Source organism: Chitinophaga sp. 22308 (genome assembly GCF_052045305.1).
Lineage (GTDB): Bacteria > Bacteroidota > Bacteroidia > Chitinophagales > Chitinophagaceae > Chitinophaga > Chitinophaga varians_A.
The window spans coordinates 743,751-761,762 of sequence record NZ_JBQEOP010000004.1 but is presented as its reverse complement, the minus strand read 5'-3'; the positions used below and the strand labels follow the sequence as shown (position 1 = coordinate 761,762).

Here is an 18,012-nt window from a genome sequence, read left to right as displayed (position 1 = left end):
TTTGCCGTTTTTTTTCCTTAATTTTTGAGGTTTAGCGCTCCAGTATCTGATCGCGTCCCGGCCCGTTGGAAACGTATTTCACGGGAACGCCCAGATAGTTATCTACTGCTTCCACAAAAGTTTTCATCTCTGAAGGTAACTCGTTGAACTGCTTGCAGGTAGCAGTCTTTTCGCTCCATCCTTTGAAGGTTTCCCATACTGGTTTCACCTCCAGACCGTTGAGTTGGAAAGGCAATTGTTTGGTTTGCCGGCCATTGATTTCGTAGGCGGTGCAGGCAAGTACCTCATCAAATTCATCGAGTACATCGCTTTTGGTCATCACCAGCTGGGTAACGCCGCTCAGCATACAGGTATAGTTCAGGGCTACCAGGTCGATCCAGCCGCAACGGCGGGGACGGCCGGTAACTGCGCCAAATTCATGTCCGGCAGCACGCAGGTTTTCGCCGGTGGCATCATGCAGTTCGGTCGGGAAAGGACCGCTGCCCACGCGGGTGCAATAAGCTTTGGTCACACCAATCACTTCCTTGATCCATTGCGGAGCAATGCCCAGCCCGGTACATACGCCGGCAGAAATAGTATTGGAAGACGTCACAAACGGATACGTACCGAAATCCACGTCCAGCATGCTTCCCTGCGCACCTTCGGCCAGTACTTTTTTACCGGCTTTCAGTTTTTCATTCAGGAAATATTCACCGCTGACGATATTCATTTTTTTCAGGAAAGGCACTGCCTCAAAGAACTCTTTTTCCCAGGCTTCGATGTCAGCTTCCAGGCCTTCCACGTTGTATTGGGACAGCATCTGCAGGTGTTTCTGCTTCAGCTTTTCGTACAGCGTTTCAAAATCGGCAGAGATCACATCGCCCACACGCAGGCCGTTTCTGCCTGTTTTGTCCATGTACGCGGGACCAATGCCTTTCAGGGTAGAACCGATTTTATCATGACCTTTAGAGATCTCGGAAGCCTTGTCCAGCGCACGGTGCGTAGGAACGATAATATGCGTTTTTTCCGCGATAAACAGGTTTTTTGTCAGGTCGATGCCCAGGGCAGCGATATCTTCACTTTCTTTTTTGAAAGCTACAGGGTCCAGTACTACGCCATTACCAATCAGGTTAATGGTTTTATCATGAAACACACCGGAAGGAATGGTGCGCAATACTACTTTCTGACCGTTTACATACAGGGTATGGCCAGCATTTGGTCCACCCTGGAAACGGGCAATCACGTCGTACCTGCCGGCAAAATAGTCCACAATTTTACCTTTGCCTTCGTCGCCCCATTGCAGGCCTAACAAAACGTCTACCATAATGATTTTAATTAATTATCGGAGGTTGCTTTTAAAAGAAGTGGCAAAATTACGCTGAAATACTACAAAATCAAATTTCTCTCACAAAGAACACAGAGAAGGGCGGGGATTGCCAGGCACACAAAGACCTGCATTGCGCCTGGCCCGCACATGACAAGCATTTTGCTCCCTGTTTCACACAAAATATATAAGGGAGCAAAGCGGCAAAGAAAATAGTATAATAACTTATAATGTTTACTTTGTGGCTTTGCTCCCTTATATGCTTTGGGCGCCTATAATTGTGATTCTTCGAGTCGTTGTACTGACTGGATACCATCCAGCTTCTTGAGGCGGTCCACCAGTTCGTCCAGCTCCTCCTTATCATGCACATATACCTTGATCAGGCCTTCAAACAGCCCTTCCTTGGATTCAATGCTGAGTGCGGAGATATTGACTTTCAGTTCACCGGAGATAATATTGGTGATTTTGTGGATAACGCCCACATCGTCCATGCCGATAATCCGTAAGCCGGTAAGGAAAGAGATTTCCCTGTTTTTAACCCATTTGGTTTTCACCACGCGGTGGCCATAATTGGCCAGCAGCTGGGCGGCGTTGGGACAGTTGGTCCGGTGTATTTTAAGGCCTTCGCTGGCGGTGATAAAACCAAATACATCGTCGCCCGGAATGGGACGGCAGCAGTTGGCCAGTTTGTAGGCAATCTTATCGGAGCTTTCCCCGAAAATGATCAGTTCCGCGTCTTTTTTGTTCGGGATCTGATGTTTCACATGTTCTTCCGGAACATGCTCCGGTTGTTTGACCGGTTTAGGCTGCTCCAGTTTGTCTCCCAGGAGGCTGAACTGTTTCAGCTCTTTAAGGTCGATATTTTTTACCGCGATCTGATAATACAGGTCCAGCGGGGACGGTTGTTTATAGAACTGTACCAGCTCATTGATATTGTGCTGGCTGGCGGTCACCTTCATATGGTCCAGCTTGCGCTCCAGCGCAGCTTTTCCATCCATGGCCACTTTTCTTTTTTCTTCCTTGAGGGCGTCCTTGATCTTGGATTTGGCTTTGGCGGTGAGCACAAAGTTGAGCCAGTCTTCAGAAGGCTTCTGTTTGTTGGAAGTGATGATCTCCACCTGGTCTCCGCTGCGCAGCTTATGGCTGAGCGGCACCAGTTTATAGTTCACCTTGGCGCCGATACACTTGTTGCCCACGGCGCTGTGGATCGCATAAGCGAAGTCCAGCGCCGTAGAGTTGACCGGCAATATTTTCAGGTCGCCTTTGGGCGTATACACATAGATCTCTTCTGTAAAGAGATTGCTTTTAAAATCAGCGAGGAAGTCGAGCGTATTGGAATCCGGGTTACTGAGGATTTCACGTATCTGCGTGAACCACTGATCGAATTTGGATTCCTGTTGCGGGTTTGCGGCGCCTTCCTTATAGCGCCAGTGGGCGGCCACTCCTTTTTCGGCGTAGTCGTTCATGCGTTTGGAGCGGATCTGTACTTCCACCCATTTACCCTGCGGGCCCATTACTGTTACGTGCAGGGCCTCATAGCCGTTGGATTTGGGGTTGCTGAGCCAGTCACGCGTACGTTCCGGGCTGGGGTGGTAGAAATCGGTGATGATGGAATATACCTTCCAGCAGTCGGCCTTTTCCTTGTCCAGCGGGGAGTCCAGGATGATACGGATCGCGAACAGGTCGTACACCTCTTCAAAGGCCACGCCTTTTGTTTTGATCTTGTTGTGGATGGAATGGATGGACTTCGGGCGACCGTAGATCTCGAAGGTAAATCCTTCCTCCTGCAGTACTTCCTTGATAGGCTTGATAAACTCGTTGATATAGCGGGTGCGTTCACGCTTGGTTTCTTTCAGGCGCCGGGCTATCTCACGGTAGGTTTGCTGCTCCGTGTATTTCATGGCCAGGTCTTCCATCTCGGACTTGATGTTGTACAATCCGAGGCGGTGAGCCAGCGGAGCGTAGATAAACACCGTTTCAGAGGCTATTTTCAACTGTTTTTCCCGGCTCATGCTGTCGAGGGTACGCATGTTATGCAACCTGTCGGCCAGTTTGATCAGGATCACCCTGGGGTCATCTGCCAGGGTCAGGAGTATTTTCTTGAAGTTTTCCGCCTGTGCGGTACTGGTATTGGAATCGATGACGGTGGATATCTTGGTGAGGCCGTCCACGATGTGGGCGATTTCGTTGCCAAATTCACGGGCCACATCTTCCAGGGTCACTTCCGTATCTTCCACGGTATCGTGTAACAAGGCACAGATAGCTGAGCGTACGCCCAGGCCTATTTCTTCCACACATATCTGTGCCACGGCGAGGGGATGCAGGATATAGGGCTCGCCTGATTTACGGCGCATTTCCTTATGGGCATCCGCTGCCATTTCAAAAGCAGTACGTACCAGCTCCCTGTCGCCTTTTTTCAGACGGGGTTTGAGCGCCCTTAACAAGGCGCGGTAATGCCGGACGATTTCTTTTTTTTCCTGCTCTTCGTCTAGATTATATTTTTGAACTGCCGCTGTTTCCATTGGGCCTAAAGTTACGATTTAATATAATCTGAAAGAAACAGGGGCTTAAAAGGACGGCTGCTATTGTTTTGCCTGATTGGTAATGGGGATGGTGATCTTTTGCAACAGGAGGTCTTTAGGGACATTGAGGCGCATGCCTACGTTAAAGATCGTTTCCAGGTTGAGCCTTGGCTCGATCTTTATCTGTCTACGGATCTTTCCGATAAATACGTCCATACTGCGGCTGGAGGTGACATCGTCACGTCCCCAGAGCTTCATCAGCAGTTCGTCTTTTTTGATAATTACATTGGGGCGATTGAAGAAATAACGCAGCAGCTTGGCTTCTGTGGGGGAAAACGTGGCCACGTAGGCTGTCTGGCTGTCGCGGGGGTATACTTTCATTTTGCGGTAGTTGAACGTATGGTCGCCTACTATGTGGCCGATCAGCAGTTCACTTTTGGGGGGGCGGGTCCATTTGAGGAAGGCTTTCACCCTTCTTTGCAGCTCCAGGAGGCTGAAAGGTTTCACGATGTAACCGTCTGCGCCCAGCTTAAAGCCGTCGAGCCTGTCGGCGTCCATGGTTTTTTCGGCAGAAAGGAAGAAGATGGGCACCAGTGTGTTTTTGCTGCGAACGTCCTTCGCGAGCTGAAAGCCGTTTTTCCTGGGCATCACGATGTCCACCAGCAGCATGTCATATCGTTTACGCTGGAATTCCTCCCATGCGTCTTCACCGTCCATACAGTGCTCTACCTGATAACCGATGCTTTCCAGGTTTTTTTTGACGATTTCCCCCAGTACCTTGTCGTCTTCCGCCAGCAAAATGCGGGGGTTCTTATTCACGTGGGTTTGCATATTCATAGTCAACCTTTTTGGGCATATCTACCTATAAAACAAAAAACAGGCTGCCTTGGGTTATCGGCGGCCTGTTTTTATTATTCACTACAAATTAACACTAATTCACATCATTTTCACACTTTTTCCACAACACTGATACGAATAGCCACTGCGTGGTTCCAGGCCTGTTGCCGAAGCTTTTCAGGGATATGTACGGTAACAGTGTCCCCTTCGGTTTTCCACACCAGTTTACCGGAACCGCCCAGCAACTGTAAAGATGCCCCTCTGGCCGGTTTCAGCCCTTTAAAAACAATCGTGGCAGGCAGTTGCTCCTGCTCGTCCAGCAGGTAGATAGCATACACACTGCCGTCTTTTTTCCGGGTGAAACATACTTTACCGTCCTTGTACGGTGCTACGGCCCGGGTGCCATAGATAGCAGCACTGTTGATTTTCATCCAGTCACCGATACCTTTCATGGTGGTATAAGCCTCTTTGTGCAACTCTCCGTCAGGGCCAGGGCCCACATTCAGCAGGTAATTGCCGCCCTTGGCCACGATATCCACCAGATTGTGGATAAGCTTACCAACGGGTTTGTATTTGTCATCCGGCACATACGACCAGGAATTGGCCATCGTCATACAGGTTTCCCATGGATAAGCCAGCGGCTTCTCCGGGATCTGCTGCTCAGGGGTGCGGTAGTTTTCGTACGGACCATGCACGCTGCGGTCCACCACGATCAGCCCGGGCTGGTGGCTGCGCGCCATCCTGGCAATACGGCCCATATCGATGTCCTGGTCCTGCGGCAGTGTTTTGCTCCACGACAGGGATTCTTTGGTCTGCTGCTTCAAAGGCCTTACCCAGCCGCCATCCAGCCAAAGGATCTCCAGCTTGCCGTAACCGGTCATCAGTTCCTCGATCTGGTTATAGGTATACTGCTTGAACTGGTTCCATCTTTCAGGATATTTTTTCACGTCGTAGTTCACATTACGGTCGCGGGGCGGGAAATAATTCCACCAGTAGGCATCGGAATGCCAGTCCGGCTTGGAGAAATAAGCGCCTGCATGAATGCCTTCCTTACGGAACGCTTCAAACACCTCTTTCGCGATATTGGCCCGCGGATTCTTGCTGAAAGCCACATCCGGCGCGGTTACGCGGTAATCTGTCTGTTTGGTGTCGAACATACAGTAACCATCATGATGTTTGGTGGTGAACACCAGGTATTTCATACCGGCTTCCTTTGCGGCTTTAGCCCATTTCTCGGGCGCGAAAGCGGTAGGGTTGAAGGTTTTGCCCAGCGCCTGGTACTTTTGCAGGTACTCGAAATACGGCATCTTGGGATATTTACGCCCAATCCATTCTTCATCTTCCGGGCAAATGCTCCAGGACTCTACCACGCCCCACTGGGAATATGGCCCCCAGTGAATGATCATCCCAAATTTCCAGTCCTGCCACTCGTCCAGTTTTTGAACTACCACCGGATCTGTTTCCGGTACATACGGCGGTTCTTCCGTTTGCGCACTGGCCGCACTTACCGCGAGCCACGCACAACCCAATGCCATCCATAATTTTCTCATAGTCAATTTTTATAAGTATCTACCAAAGAGGTAATTGTCAACGCTGCTTTGATCTTCTCTATATCGCGCGTAGATCGTAACCAAACAGTCCTGCTTTCTCCAGGCAATAAGTCAAAGTAATTCTGATCAAATTGCTCCCCCGGGGTTGCATTGTTCAACTGTAAATAAACGTTACGGGCAAACCTATCTGCCCGAATAGTTAGCAATATCCTGTCACGGTATAATGATGGCGGATCTACGAACAACTTATGCTCCACCGTAGTTGTAAAAGCCGGCTTCTCCAGCGGCATATCCTTCGCCGGGGCAAAATAAAAGATATTGCGGCTGACAATCTTATCGTCAATTCGCAGTTGTGCATAGCATATTACCTCAGCAGGATTCCTTCCCTTCAGAATAGCCGCTGTATCTACTGTAAAAATTTGTTTACTGGTATTGGCAGGAACATCCACGCCTGACAAAGTTTGTTTCCATACCGGATTGCCCGCCAGGTCCATCGCCACCAGCTCCACGGCGGCTTTATGGTTACGGATTTCATCAGAAACGGCCCACACCTTCAACTGGTTGTTTTCCACAACACCGGATATCAGCAAGGGATTGAAGGCTTCTTTCACATAGTATTGCAACGCTTTCCAGCGGCCGTAGTAGTCACGGCCCGACCAGGACGGGCCCGGCCAGCAATCATTCAACTGCCAGTACAAGGTGCCCATGCAATAAGGCATAGCCCTGCGATGCGCTTCAATAGCCACTTTCATCCCCTCCGCCTGCAACACCTGGCTCAGATAAACGAAAGACGGGAAATCTTTCGGCGCCTGGTAATAATGCAGCATATACGTACGGATAGCAGTATTGCCTTTGGCTGGGCTTTTTTGATGCGACTGCATCACATTGGAGTAAATATCATAATCTGCTTTGGTAGCAAAGCTATCGATGGTGGCCATTTCAGGAAATGACTGAAAACCGTATTCACTCATGAACCGCGGGATGTGCGTATTAAACGCTTCAAACCATTCCATCCCATGCCATACGCCCCAATAGTGGTTATCCCCTTTGGTAAAATCTTCTTTCTTGCCCCAGTTACTGATAGGGGAAGAATGGAAATAAAAACGACCGGGGTCATTTTCCTTCACCACGGCGGGCAATACCGTTTTAAACAACTGATCATATCCCTGTTGCAGGCTGGCCCATTGTGCATCGGTGTAGGCATAACCACTTTGCCAGCCCCAGTTTTTAATCGCCACAGCCACTTCATTGTTGCCGCACCACAACGCCAGTGACGGGTGTTTGCGCAATCTTCTGATATTATCTGCTGCTTCCGCTTTCACGTTGTTCAGGAAAGCCGTATCGGACGGATACAGGGTGCAGGCAAACATAAAGTCCTGCCAGACAAGGATACCGTTAACATCTGCCAGTGAATAAAAAAGGTCATCTTCATAAATACCACCGCCCCATACGCGCACCATGTTAAAATGACTGTTACGCATATCATCAAACAACTGTTTGTATTTGGATGCAGACACGCGCGGCAGGAAATTGTCCTGCGGGATATAATTGGCCCCTTTCATGAAAACCGGTCGGCCATTGACTTTCACGTAAAAACTTTCGCCCAGGCTGTCCGGTTGATTCACCACTTCAATTGTTCGCAATCCTACCATTTTCTCGTCTTTATCAATCGAAACGGTGTTATCCAGCAGTTCGGCTGTCATGACATAACAGGTAGGATTTCCCTGTCCGGCGGGCCACCACAGCTGCGGCTGACGGATCTGCACCGGCGCCTGCACCGTGTTGCGGCCTTGTTTCAATGTTACTTTGGTCGTGGTTACTTTACTGTAGCTACCGAGTTGAGTTATCAGTTTGAGGTTGTAGGTGCCGGGTGCGACCGCTTCTATGGTGGTCACCGCGTTCAGCGTGGCGCTGGCGGTGCTCAGTTGTTGTTGCTGCCACCATACATCGCGGATCACTGCTTTATTCCATTTTTTCAGCAGCACCGGTCTCCAGATGCCAGACGTTACGAGGCGCGGCCCCCAGTCCCAGCCGTAGTGGTAGGGCGCTTTACGGGCATAGATGCTCAGCGGGATATCGCTGGCGTCATTACCGGCGGGATAGATCACCTGGTCTTTCAGGAACTGTGGCATATCGTGTTTAACGGGACTCTCAAAGAGCACCCGTAGTTCGTTGTCTCCTTCGCGCAGCCAGCGTTTCACGTTGACCACCTGTTCCACGAACATATTGGCAGATTGCAGTACCAGCTGACCGTTCACATATACAGACGCGTAGGTGTCCAGTCCTTTGAAATCCAGCTCCAGCACGTCATATTGCAGCTCGGCGGCTGACAGCTTCCATTTTTTCCGGTATTGCCAGTCTTTCTTATCCACCCATTGCACAGCTTTTTCGTTGGAGCCTACAAACGGATCGGGTATCATCTGCAGGGCCAGCAGATCGGTATGTACCGTGCCGGGCACTGTGGCAGGGCGCCATACGCCCTCGTCCACACGTGAGAATTCCCATCCTGAAACCAGTGTGTCAGTAACAGTTCCCGCCGCATAAATCGATTTAGTAACGCAGGTCAAAAAAAAGATCGATACCAGCCATCGACCCCATCTCATATATTTCATATCTTGATTATTCAGCCAGCTTCAAAAATAATATTGATTTCCGATCTTTGGTGCATGAAACGTTTCTGGCAACAAATATTAAGATACTTCTATATTGGCAAAGGGGACCCTAACGCGCCTAAAACACGTTATGTAGCGATGATGCACGGCATGAACCGCATCTCGATCATTCTTTTTCTGATAGCCCTGATTGTAATGATTGTGAGGCTGATAAGAAGACACTAAATCATTTATGATTTAGTTATTTGGTTATTTAGCTATTTGTTTTTAGCGTAGTTCACGATTACTTCCGCAGCCCTTCTGCTGGCGTCTCTTTCGCCGAGTTTATGCCATAGTTCCGCGTAGTCGGCCATCAGGTGCTGACGGGCTTTATCATCTTTCAGCAGGCTGGTCAGCTCTTTCAGCAGGTTTTCTTCCGTGAGATCGTGCTGGATCAGTTCTTTCACCACCAGCCGGTCCATGATCAGGTTGACCAGGGAGATATATTTTACTTTAATCAGTTTTTTGGCGAAGAAATAAGAGATGGGATTACCTTTATAGCAGACCACTTCAGGCACGCCGAATAGCGCTGTTTCCAGCGTGGCGGTACCGGAGGTAACTAGGGCCGCTTTGGCCTGCCGTAGGAGCTTATAGGTTTTGCCTTTCACCATGGACACATTGGGATGTTGTCCGGTGAGGCTTTCCAGGAAATGGTCATCGAGGCTGGGCGCCTGTGCCACCACGAACTGGTATTCCGGGAAATGTTTGGCCATAGTGAGCATGATCGGCAGCTTGACGCTCACCTCCTGCTTACGGCTGCCGGGCAGCACCGCCACAATAGGCTTGTCAGACAACGGCGTGTCGGCCGGTTCTTCCTTGGCCGCCTTGACCACCTCTACCAGCGGATGACCTACATATTCCGTTTCGTAGTTCCATTTACGGTAAAAATCCTGCTCAAACGGCAGGATGCACAGCATCTTGTCCACATCGCGCTTGAGCTTTTTCACACGGTTTTCCTTCCAGGCCCATACCTGCGGGGAAATATAATATACTATTTTGATTCCCTGCTGCTTTGCCCATTCGGCAATACGCATGTTAAAACCGGGATAATCCACCAGCACCAGCACATCCGGTTTAAAAGCGGCGATATCTTTTTTACACATTTCCATATTACGCAGGATCGTGCGGAGGTTCATCACCACTTCCACAAAGCCCATAAAGGCCAGTTCCTTGTAGTGTTTCACCACATTCACCCCGGCGGCTTCCATCATATCGCCTCCCCATCCACGTATATCCGCCGCCGTGTCCAGCTGCTTCATCTGCTTCACCAGGTTACTGCCATGCAAATCCCCTGATGCCTCTCCTGCTATAATGTAATATTTCAATCTGGTGTTTATTAAAAATTATCTGATCAGTTTAAGTAACAAGATAACAATGGCATACAGCATTGTCATCAGAAAGATGCCCTTGGCGGTAATATCTTTCCGGGTCCTGGTATACAGAAAAAAGACTAATCCATTCACCAACAGGCAGATGCTCACTATTTTGGGAATCATTTGCCGGTTGTCTTTCAGGATATTAAAAAACTGTCCCAGCCCTATATTGTTATGGGGTCTGATGAGGAAAAAGTAATACAGGAAAAATGCTACCAGGGGAGTCAGCAGCCCCAGTACGATTCCTAACGAAAGATTGTCTTTTTTCAACATAAGGTTATAATAGTGGCGATATTGCCGTTGTTCTTAGAGATCCTTCCAGGATTCTTCCAGCTGTTTCTTCAGCTTGTAGTTGGTCAGGTCAAACTGTACCGGCACCACAGACGCGTAGTTGTTTTCCAGCGCCCATACGTCCGTATCTTCTCCTACGTCCCTGTTTTTGAACTGTCCGGTGAGCCAGTAGTATTTTTTGCCATGCGGGTCGCGGCGTTCGTCGAATTCCTCTACCCATTTGGCATCTGCCTGCCGGCAAAGGCGCAGTCCTTTGAAATCTTTTTCCTCCACCACCGGAATGTTCACATTGAACAGGCTTCCGGCCGGCAGTTCAGAAGCCAGCATCCGTTCTGTCACCTCACGGGCCACTTTGGCAGGCAGTGAAAAATCGGCGTCATAGCTGTATTCCAGGAAAGAAAAGCCTGCTGAAGGAATGCCTTCAATAGCTGCTTCCATGGCTGCTGACATGGTGCCGGAATAGATCACGTTGATAGAGTGGTTAGCACCGTGATTGATACCGCTTACGCAGATATCCGGTTTACGATGCAGTATTTTATCTCTCGCCAGTTTCACACAATCTACCGGTGTACCGGAACATTGCCACGCTTCTATATCTTCAAAAATATTTACCTGGTTCAAACGCAAAGGAACACCAATCGTAATGGCGTGCCCCATGCCCGACTGCGGGCTGTCCGGTGCCACTACCACTACCTTTCCCAACGGCCGCACTGCTTCAATCAAAGCCCGTATACCCGGCGCCGTTATACCGTCGTCGTTTGTCACTAATATGATGCGCTCCTGTTTTTCCATATTTCACATTTTTACTTTGCCCAACAAATTTAAGCTCTCTCACAAACATTTCGCTTTAAAAGAATGTGAAATATATAGCTTTTTTTACAAATCCGATTTTAATACTTTCCTGAAAACCAGGTAGATGACCAGCGCAATGTACCCCACCAGGAATAACAAATAAATGCTGTCGTCGTACCGGTCACTGCTGGCTGCGACCATTTTTCCGACCAACGGGAAAGGCAGCAGCTCATCGCCGGTTTGCAGCGGCAACAGGCCGCCAACGGGACCTACATAACGTTTGAGCAACAATACCAGCGTTTGTTCCAGCATCATGGTATAACCGAGGAAAATGGCCATGGCGAACCCCGCCCTTTTTACCAGCACCGCGAGCAACAACGCCAGGCTCAGTGCCAGCACCAGCTGTAGCCAGTAGTACCAAAGATAGCTGAAACCTTCAAGGCTGAAGGCGTTGCTGCCATAGGCGAAACCAAGGACCACGGCGGTCAGTATGGCCACCACCAGGGCTAATACAGACAACAACAGTACCCATATCAGTTTGGCATATACAAACTGATGGCGTTCCCATCCGTCGATGATGTTCTGACGGCTGGTGCGGAAAGTATATTCGTTCGTGACTAAAATAATCAGCATCAGCCCAAACAAAGCTGTCATGTAGCTGCTGATGTTGGCGACGGTTTGCCAGACGGTCGGAAAACCAAAAGGTGTTTGTCCCAGCATTTTTGTTGCCTGGTTCAGTTCGCGGCTCGACATAATGTCCGCCGGCACGTAGTTTCCGGCCGGGACCATAATCACCGCGACCAGCAGCATTATCCAGAAAGTGCGGTAGTTCTTCACTTTCAGCCATTCGGTATAGAGTAATTGTTTCATGCGGGATCGTTGGTTATTTCCAGAAATGCTTTTTCGAGGCTCTTTTTGCGGAGTTGCAGGTGCTGCAGCCAGATGCCCTGTTGTGCCAGGTAGCTGTTGACCTGCGCCGGTTCCGGCGATGCATTGAACACCGCCACCACCACGTTGCCGTTGAGCTGCACGCTGGTGCAGCCAGGATATGCCAGCAGCGCTGATTTAAGCGTTTCATTATCTGCAGCGCCCAGCTCCAGGTAATCATGCCGGCTGATCACGACGTCTACACTGCCGGAGAGCAGCAGTTTTCCGTTGCGCAGAATGGCCACATGGGTACATACTTTCTCCACTTCGTCCAGCAGGTGGCTGGCGAGGATAATGGTCTTACCCGCTCTAGCCAGGTTACGCACCAGCTCCCTCACTTCCGCGATACCGGCGGGGTCCAGTCCGTTCGTAGGCTCATCGAGTATCAGTACTTCCGGGTCGCCCAGCATGACAGACGCGATGGCCAGTCGCTGTTTCATCCCCAGGGAGTAGGTTTTGAAGGCGGCATGTTGTCTGGCGGTGAGGCCGCACAGCTCCAGCACGCGGGCGATATCATTTTTATCGCGTTGTTTGATCGCGGCAGCTATCTCAAGGTTACGGTATCCGCTGAGATAGTGGTAGAAATTGGGTGTTTCCAGCAAAGTCCCTATCTGCCGGCGTTGCCGGGCAGAGGCGGCCTGATCGAACAGCGTGAAGCTGCCGGTATCGGCTTTCAGGACATCGGTCACAATGCCCAGCAGGGTAGTTTTACCGCTCCCGTTCGGACCAAGGATACCGTACACGGCGCCCTGCGGCACGTCGAAAGACACACCGGACAAAGCCTGTACGGCGCCGAACTTCTTTGAGATATTTTGTAAGGACAGGATAGACACAGCTGGCGTTGGTATTTTAGTTGAATGAAAAAGTAAAGGGAAACACAGTGAAAGATCTTATGGCGAAATCTCCCCTGTATTTCCCTTTGTGTTTATAAGAGAATTATTAGTTACGCACAGGTTTACCTGTTTTGATCACACTTTGCAGGCGTTCCAGCGTTTTGCGTTCGCCGCAGAGGCTCAGGAATGCTTCCCTTTCCAGGTCGAGCAGGTATTGTTCGCTGACGAATGATGGTTCGGTGAGGTCACCGCCACACATTACATACGCGAGTTTGTTGGCCACTTTCTGGTCGTGGTCGGAGATGTAATTACCGAAGCGCATGGCGTATACGCCGGCGAGCAGGGCGCCCAGCGCGCTGCGGCCCATTACCTTGATGTCCGTTCTTTCCACCGGCCGGGTATAACCTTCGTCGGCCAGGGCGATCACGCTGCGTTTGGCGTCTGCAATAAGGCGGGACGCATTCATGGTGATTTCGTCATGTCCTTTGCGGAGCACGCCCATATCGAAGCCTTCAAAACCGGAGGTGGCCACTTTTGCGGTGGCTACGGCCATGAAGTAATCTTTCAGTGGTTCTTCCTCGATGCGGCCTTCTTTAAACTCCAGGCTGGCGCGCAGCGTCATTTCTTTGGTGCCACCGCCGCCGGGGATCAGGCCTACGCCCAGCTCCACGAGGCCGATGTAGGTTTCCGCAGCAGCCTGTACTTTATCGGCATGCAGCGCCATTTCGCAGCCGCCGCCGAGCGTCAGCGCATGCGGCGCCACCACTACCGGAATGGAGGAATAACGTAAACGCATAGTGGAACGCTGGAACAGGCGTACGGCCATGTCCAGCTCATCGTATTCCTGTTCCGCTGCCAGCATGAAGATCATGCCTACATTGGCGCCGGCAGAGAAATTGGTGCCTTCGTTGCCTACCACGAGGCCGCGGAAGTCTTTTTCCGCGCGGTCCACCGCTTTGTTCAGTCCTTCCAGCACTTCACCGCCGATGGTGTTCATCTTGGTTTTCCAGTCGAAACATACCACGCCGTCACCGATGTCTATCAGGTTACAGGCGCTGTTTTTCCAGACGATATTGTTGGAGAAGTTTTCCAGTATAATGAATTCGCCTTCGCCCGGCACCGTTTTGTAAGCCTGGCTGGCAACATCGTAATAGTATTTTTTACCGTTTTCAACTTTGTAGAAGCTCCTGATGCCTTTGGCCTGCATGTCTTTTACCCATTGTGCTACGGTGAGGCCTTTTTCCTCAATCAGTTTAACGGATGCTTCCACCCCGAGCAGGTCCCAGCTTTCGAAGGGCCCTATTTCCCAGCCGAAACCGGCTTTCATGGCGTCATCCACTTTATAGATATCATCCGCTATTTCCGGAATACGGTGAGACACATATGCGAAGAGCCGTGCATGGAACTGCTGATAAAACTGTCCGGCCTTGTCTGTGGCGGCTGTCAGCATACGCAGGCGCTGTTTCAGGTCTTCCACCGGCTTGGCTGCATCGATGCTGGCGAATTTGGGTTTCTGTTTAGGCCCGTATTCCATCGTTTGCAGGTTAAGGGTAAGGATTTCCTTACCACCTTCACCTTTGGTTTTCTTGTAGAAGCCCTGCCCTGTTTTATCACCCAACCAGTTGTTTTCCACTACTTTTTGCAGGAAGGCCGGTATATCGAAGATGGCTGCCTCTTCATCGTTGGGACAGTTTTCTTTTACACCTTTGGCCACTTTTACCAGGGTGTCGATACCTACCACGTCTGCTGTACGGAAGGTAGCGGATTTGGGACGGCCTATCACCGGGCCGGTCAGCGCATCCACTTCATCAATGCCTAGTCCCATTTCCTGCATGATATGGAAAATGGCCATGATGGAATACACACCCACCCTGTTGGCGATGAATGCCGGCGTGTCTTTACACAGCACGGTGGTTTTACCCAGGTACAGGTCACCGTAATGCATAAGGAAATCAATCACAGCAGGGTCTGTATGCGGAGTGGGTATAATTTCGAGCAGCCGGAGATAGCGGGGCGGGTTAAAGAAGTGGGTGCCGCAGAAATGTTTCTGAAAGTCTTCACTGCGGCCTTCTGTCATCAGGTGGATGGGAATGCCGGACGTGTTGGAAGTGATCAGGGTACCGGGTTTGCGGAATTTCTCCACCTGTTCAAAAACTGTTTTTTTGATGTCCAGGTTTTCCACCACTACTTCGATGATCCAGTCCACTTCTGCCACACGTTTCATATCATCGGTGAAGTTGCCGGTCTTGATGCGTTTGATCACATCTTTGGTGTATACCGGTGAAGGGTTTGATTTAATGGCAGCTTGCAGCGCATCGTTCACGATCCGGTTCTTCACAGCGGGGCTCTCGAGCGAGAGGTTCTTTTTCTTTTCAGCATCATTCAACTCTTTCGGCGCTATATCCAGCAATAAAACCTGTACGCCGATACCTGCAAAGTGGCAGGCAATTCTTGATCCCATTACTCCCGAGCCGAGGACGGCTACTTTGTTGATGTGTCTTTGCATAGCTTTAGCCTTTTATGATCCTTGAATTTAGGATTTTTTTTCACGCAACGACACCTGCGGGATACAAAGACATAAAGTTTTTTACAGATAAGTCGAAAACCGGGGAAACTGAAATTTCTCCGCAGCCCTGCCCGGATGGCGGTTATCTTAAAAGCAAAGGAGCGAAGTTGACCTTCGCTCCCTTACGTGTTAATTTATCTGTAAAACTTGTGGCGCCGGGATATCAGCTCACGCCGCTACCGGGAGCGACTGTTTCTGCCGGGTTCACAAATACCAGTTTACCGTTGTCTTCCGCCATAAGGATCATACCCTGGCTTTCGATACCGCGCATTTTCCGGGGAGCCAGGTTGGCCACCAGTGTCACCTGTTTACCGATGATCTCAGCCGGATTAAAATGCATGGCTATACCGGAAACGACTGTACGTTGTTCTGTACCGATGTCTACCAGCAGTTTAAGCAGTTTATCCGCTTTTTCTACTTTTTCCGCCTGTATGATGGTGCCTACGCGCAGATCGAGCTTCGCGAAATCGTCGTACTGTATTTCCGCTTTGGCCGGAGCGGCAGGCTTCTCTGCGGCAGCCGGGGCGGCAGCTGCTTCTGCGGCCGGCTTAACGAGGCCTGCGTGCAGTTTCTCTACCTGTGCAGCGATCACATCGTCTTCAATTTTCTTGAACAGCAGTTCCGGTTCCCGCAGGGAGTAGCCTACGCTCACCAGTTTGGCGCTGCCGGCGTTTTCCCATTCCAACATACGGTCCACCACTTTCAGGAGATGGCATATCTTCCGGGAAGTGAATGGCATAAACGGATGGGTAAAGATGGCCAGGTTAGCCATCAGCTGCAGACAGATATGCAGGCTGTTGTCTATTTTCATCTGCAACACGGGCAAATCCGCTTCGGTATAATCGCCGGCAGGCTTACCTGCTTTGATATTTTCCATTGCTTTGGCCAGTATCCATGGCTCTTTCTTCTGCATGTAGGTATTCCCTTTGGTAGAGAATTCCATTACAGCGCCCAGCGCTTCACGGAAACGATAGGCTTCGAGGCTGGTTTCCACGCTTTCTTTGGCAGCCTGGAAAGCGGCGAGCATTTCGCGATCTATATCATCCGCCACTTCTTCATGGAAACGCGGCACTTTGCCACCACACAGTTTATGTGTGAGCACCATGGTACGGTTCACAAAATTGCCCAGGTTGTTTACCAGTTCGCTGTTATTACGGGTCTGGAAATCTTTCCAGGTAAAGTCGTTGTCTTTTGTTTCCGGTGCGGTGCTGCACAGCACATAACGGAGCACGTCCTGCTGGTCAGGGAAATCCTTGATGTAATCGTGTACCCATACCGCCCAGTTGCGGGAGGTGGACACTTTTTCCCCTTCGATGTTCAGGAATTCGTTGGCCGGTACGTTTTCCGGCAGTACAAATCCGCCGTGAGCTTTCAGCATGGCCGGGAAGATGATACAGTGGAACACGATATTATCTTTTCCGATGAAGTGTACCAGTTTAGTGTCTTCCTTGCACCAGTAGTCGGCCCAGTCGGGTGTCAGTTCTTTGGTGGCGGAGATATAACCTATCGGTGCATCGAACCATACGTACAGCACTTTGCCTTCAGCGTCCGGCAGCGGCACTTTGATGCCCCAGTTGCTGTCACGCGTCATGGCGCGGCTTTGCAGACCGGAGTCCAGCCAGCTTTTACATTGGCCGTACACGTTGTTTTTCCAGTCCTTATGGCCTTCCAGCAGCCATTCTTTCAGCCATGGCTCATAGTTCTGGAGGGGCATGTACCAGTGTTTCGTGGCTTTTTTGACAGGTACGGCGTTGCTGAGCGCAGAGTGCGGGTTGATCAGTTCATCCGGGCTCAGGGAAGTGCCACAGCGTTCACACTGGTCGCCATAGGCTTTGTCGTTGCCGCATTTGGGGCAGGTACCGACAATATAGCGGTCGGCCAGGAAAACCTGTTTTTCCGGGTCGAAGTACTGTTCTGATTCTTTTTCTTCAAAGAGGCCGTCATTGTACATCTTCAGGAAAAAGTCGGACGCAGTGGTATGGTGTATGGGAGCGCTGGTGCGTGCGAAAATATCGAAAGAGATGCCCATGGCGGCGAAGCTGTCGCCGATGATCTTGTGGTAACGGTCTACCACGTCCTGCGGGGTTACGTTTTCCTTCATCGCTTTGATGGTGATAGGTACCCCGTGTTCGTCAGAACCGCAAATAAATTTCACGTCTGCCTTTTTAGCGCGCAGGTAACGCACGTAAATATCTGCAGGCAGGTAGCAGCCGGCCAGATGCCCAATGTGGACGGGGCCATTGGCATAAGGTAATGCCGCAGTTATTAGATATCTGTTAAAATTTCCCATACTATCTTAAAGAATGCTTAAATAAATTTCTTTTCTCGTTTTTGTTTTTGGAATCATCAAACAATTTATCACCTTAG

Annotated in this window: 13 protein-coding genes; 1 reads left to right on the top strand and 12 read right to left on the bottom strand. The window is 50.2% G+C overall.

What is annotated here, in order from left to right; all coding sequences use genetic code 11:
• Window positions 1–31: 31 nt before the first annotated feature.
• The 5 genes from ACTJJS_RS19175 to ACTJJS_RS19155 form a co-directional block, all read right to left on the bottom strand.
• Window positions 32–1,303, bottom strand: coding sequence for an adenylosuccinate synthase (locus ACTJJS_RS19175; RefSeq protein WP_168870081.1), 1,272 nt, complete (start codon window positions 1,301–1,303; stop codon window positions 32–34).
• Between the two features lie 272 nt (window positions 1,304–1,575).
• Window positions 1,576–3,825, bottom strand: a complete 2,250-nt coding sequence (locus ACTJJS_RS19170) for a RelA/SpoT family protein (RefSeq protein ID WP_168870082.1) — start codon at window positions 3,823–3,825, stop codon at window positions 1,576–1,578.
• 60 nt (window positions 3,826–3,885) lie between these two features.
• The gene (locus ACTJJS_RS19165; protein WP_440664890.1) at window positions 3,886–4,662 is read right to left on the bottom strand and encodes a response regulator transcription factor; all 777 of its coding nucleotides are present in this window, start codon (window positions 4,660–4,662) and stop codon (window positions 3,886–3,888) included.
• Window positions 4,663–4,772: 110 nt separating this feature from the next.
• Complete coding sequence (locus ACTJJS_RS19160; RefSeq protein ID WP_440664889.1) at window positions 4,773–6,212, bottom strand: alpha-L-fucosidase; 1,440 nt, start codon at window positions 6,210–6,212, stop codon at window positions 4,773–4,775.
• A gap of 2 nt (window positions 6,213–6,214) precedes the next feature.
• Window positions 6,215–8,815 (bottom strand): beta-mannosidase, encoded by a 2,601-nt coding sequence (locus ACTJJS_RS19155; RefSeq protein WP_440664888.1) that lies wholly within the window; start codon window positions 8,813–8,815, stop codon window positions 6,215–6,217.
• 63 nt (window positions 8,816–8,878) lie between these two features.
• Here ACTJJS_RS19155 and ACTJJS_RS19150 point away from each other — a divergent pair, with 63 nt between their 5' ends.
• A complete protein-coding gene (locus ACTJJS_RS19150) occupies window positions 8,879–9,049 on the top strand; it encodes a DUF6728 family protein (RefSeq protein WP_168870085.1) in 171 nt (56 codons plus the stop codon).
• Window positions 9,050–9,081: 32 nt separating this feature from the next.
• On the opposite strand, the gene lpxB is transcribed toward ACTJJS_RS19150, so the two are convergent.
• The 7 genes from lpxB to metG form a co-directional block, all read right to left on the bottom strand.
• Window positions 9,082–10,188, bottom strand: coding sequence for a lipid-A-disaccharide synthase (gene lpxB, locus ACTJJS_RS19145; protein ID WP_440664887.1), 1,107 nt, complete (start codon window positions 10,186–10,188; stop codon window positions 9,082–9,084).
• An 18-nt stretch (window positions 10,189–10,206) separates the two neighbouring features.
• Window positions 10,207–10,509 carry a hypothetical protein gene (locus tag ACTJJS_RS19140; protein WP_168870087.1) on the bottom strand — a complete coding sequence of 101 codons (303 nt, stop codon included), beginning with the start codon at window positions 10,507–10,509 and terminating at the stop codon, window positions 10,207–10,209.
• 33 nt (window positions 10,510–10,542) lie between these two features.
• Window positions 10,543–11,319, bottom strand: a complete 777-nt coding sequence (gene surE, locus ACTJJS_RS19135) for a 5'/3'-nucleotidase SurE (protein WP_168870088.1) — start codon at window positions 11,317–11,319, stop codon at window positions 10,543–10,545.
• An 84-nt stretch (window positions 11,320–11,403) separates the two neighbouring features.
• Window positions 11,404–12,189 carry an ABC transporter permease gene (locus ACTJJS_RS19130; RefSeq protein WP_440664886.1) on the bottom strand — a complete coding sequence of 262 codons (786 nt, stop codon included), beginning with the start codon at window positions 12,187–12,189 and terminating at the stop codon, window positions 11,404–11,406.
• A complete protein-coding gene (locus ACTJJS_RS19125) occupies window positions 12,186–13,079 on the bottom strand; it encodes an ABC transporter ATP-binding protein (protein ID WP_440664885.1) in 894 nt (297 codons plus the stop codon). Before ACTJJS_RS19125 ends, ACTJJS_RS19130 begins: the two co-directional genes overlap by 4 nt.
• Before the next feature lie 106 nt (window positions 13,080–13,185).
• The gene (locus tag ACTJJS_RS19120; RefSeq protein ID WP_440664884.1) at window positions 13,186–15,585 is read right to left on the bottom strand and encodes a 3-hydroxyacyl-CoA dehydrogenase/enoyl-CoA hydratase family protein; all 2,400 of its coding nucleotides are present in this window, start codon (window positions 15,583–15,585) and stop codon (window positions 13,186–13,188) included.
• Between the two features lie 223 nt (window positions 15,586–15,808).
• Window positions 15,809–17,935 carry a methionine--tRNA ligase gene (gene metG, locus ACTJJS_RS19115; protein ID WP_440664883.1) on the bottom strand — a complete coding sequence of 709 codons (2,127 nt, stop codon included), beginning with the start codon at window positions 17,933–17,935 and terminating at the stop codon, window positions 15,809–15,811.
• Window positions 17,936–18,012 lie beyond the last annotated feature (77 nt).

Coding starts and splice junctions, on each gene's coding strand:
- ACTJJS_RS19130 (WP_440664886.1), bottom strand. CDS start 12,189: ATGAAACAATTACTCTATACCGAATGGCTGAAAGTGAAGAACTACCGC.
- metG (WP_440664883.1), bottom strand. CDS start 17,935: ATGGGAAATTTTAACAGATATCTAATAACTGCGGCATTACCTTATGCC.
- ACTJJS_RS19175 (WP_168870081.1), bottom strand. CDS start 1,303: ATGGTAGACGTTTTGTTAGGCCTGCAATGGGGCGACGAAGGCAAAGGT.
- ACTJJS_RS19170 (WP_168870082.1), bottom strand. CDS start 3,825: ATGGAAACAGCGGCAGTTCAAAAATATAATCTAGACGAAGAGCAGGAA.
- ACTJJS_RS19150 (WP_168870085.1), top strand. CDS start 8,879: ATGAAACGTTTCTGGCAACAAATATTAAGATACTTCTATATTGGCAAA.
- ACTJJS_RS19160 (WP_440664889.1), bottom strand. CDS start 6,212: ATGAGAAAATTATGGATGGCATTGGGTTGTGCGTGGCTCGCGGTAAGT.
- surE (WP_168870088.1), bottom strand. CDS start 11,319: ATGGAAAAACAGGAGCGCATCATATTAGTGACAAACGACGACGGTATA.
- ACTJJS_RS19120 (WP_440664884.1), bottom strand. CDS start 15,585: ATGCAAAGACACATCAACAAAGTAGCCGTCCTCGGCTCGGGAGTAATG.
- ACTJJS_RS19165 (WP_440664890.1), bottom strand. CDS start 4,662: ATGAATATGCAAACCCACGTGAATAAGAACCCCCGCATTTTGCTGGCG.
- ACTJJS_RS19140 (WP_168870087.1), bottom strand. CDS start 10,509: ATGTTGAAAAAAGACAATCTTTCGTTAGGAATCGTACTGGGGCTGCTG.
- ACTJJS_RS19155 (WP_440664888.1), bottom strand. CDS start 8,815: ATGAGATGGGGTCGATGGCTGGTATCGATCTTTTTTTTGACCTGCGTT.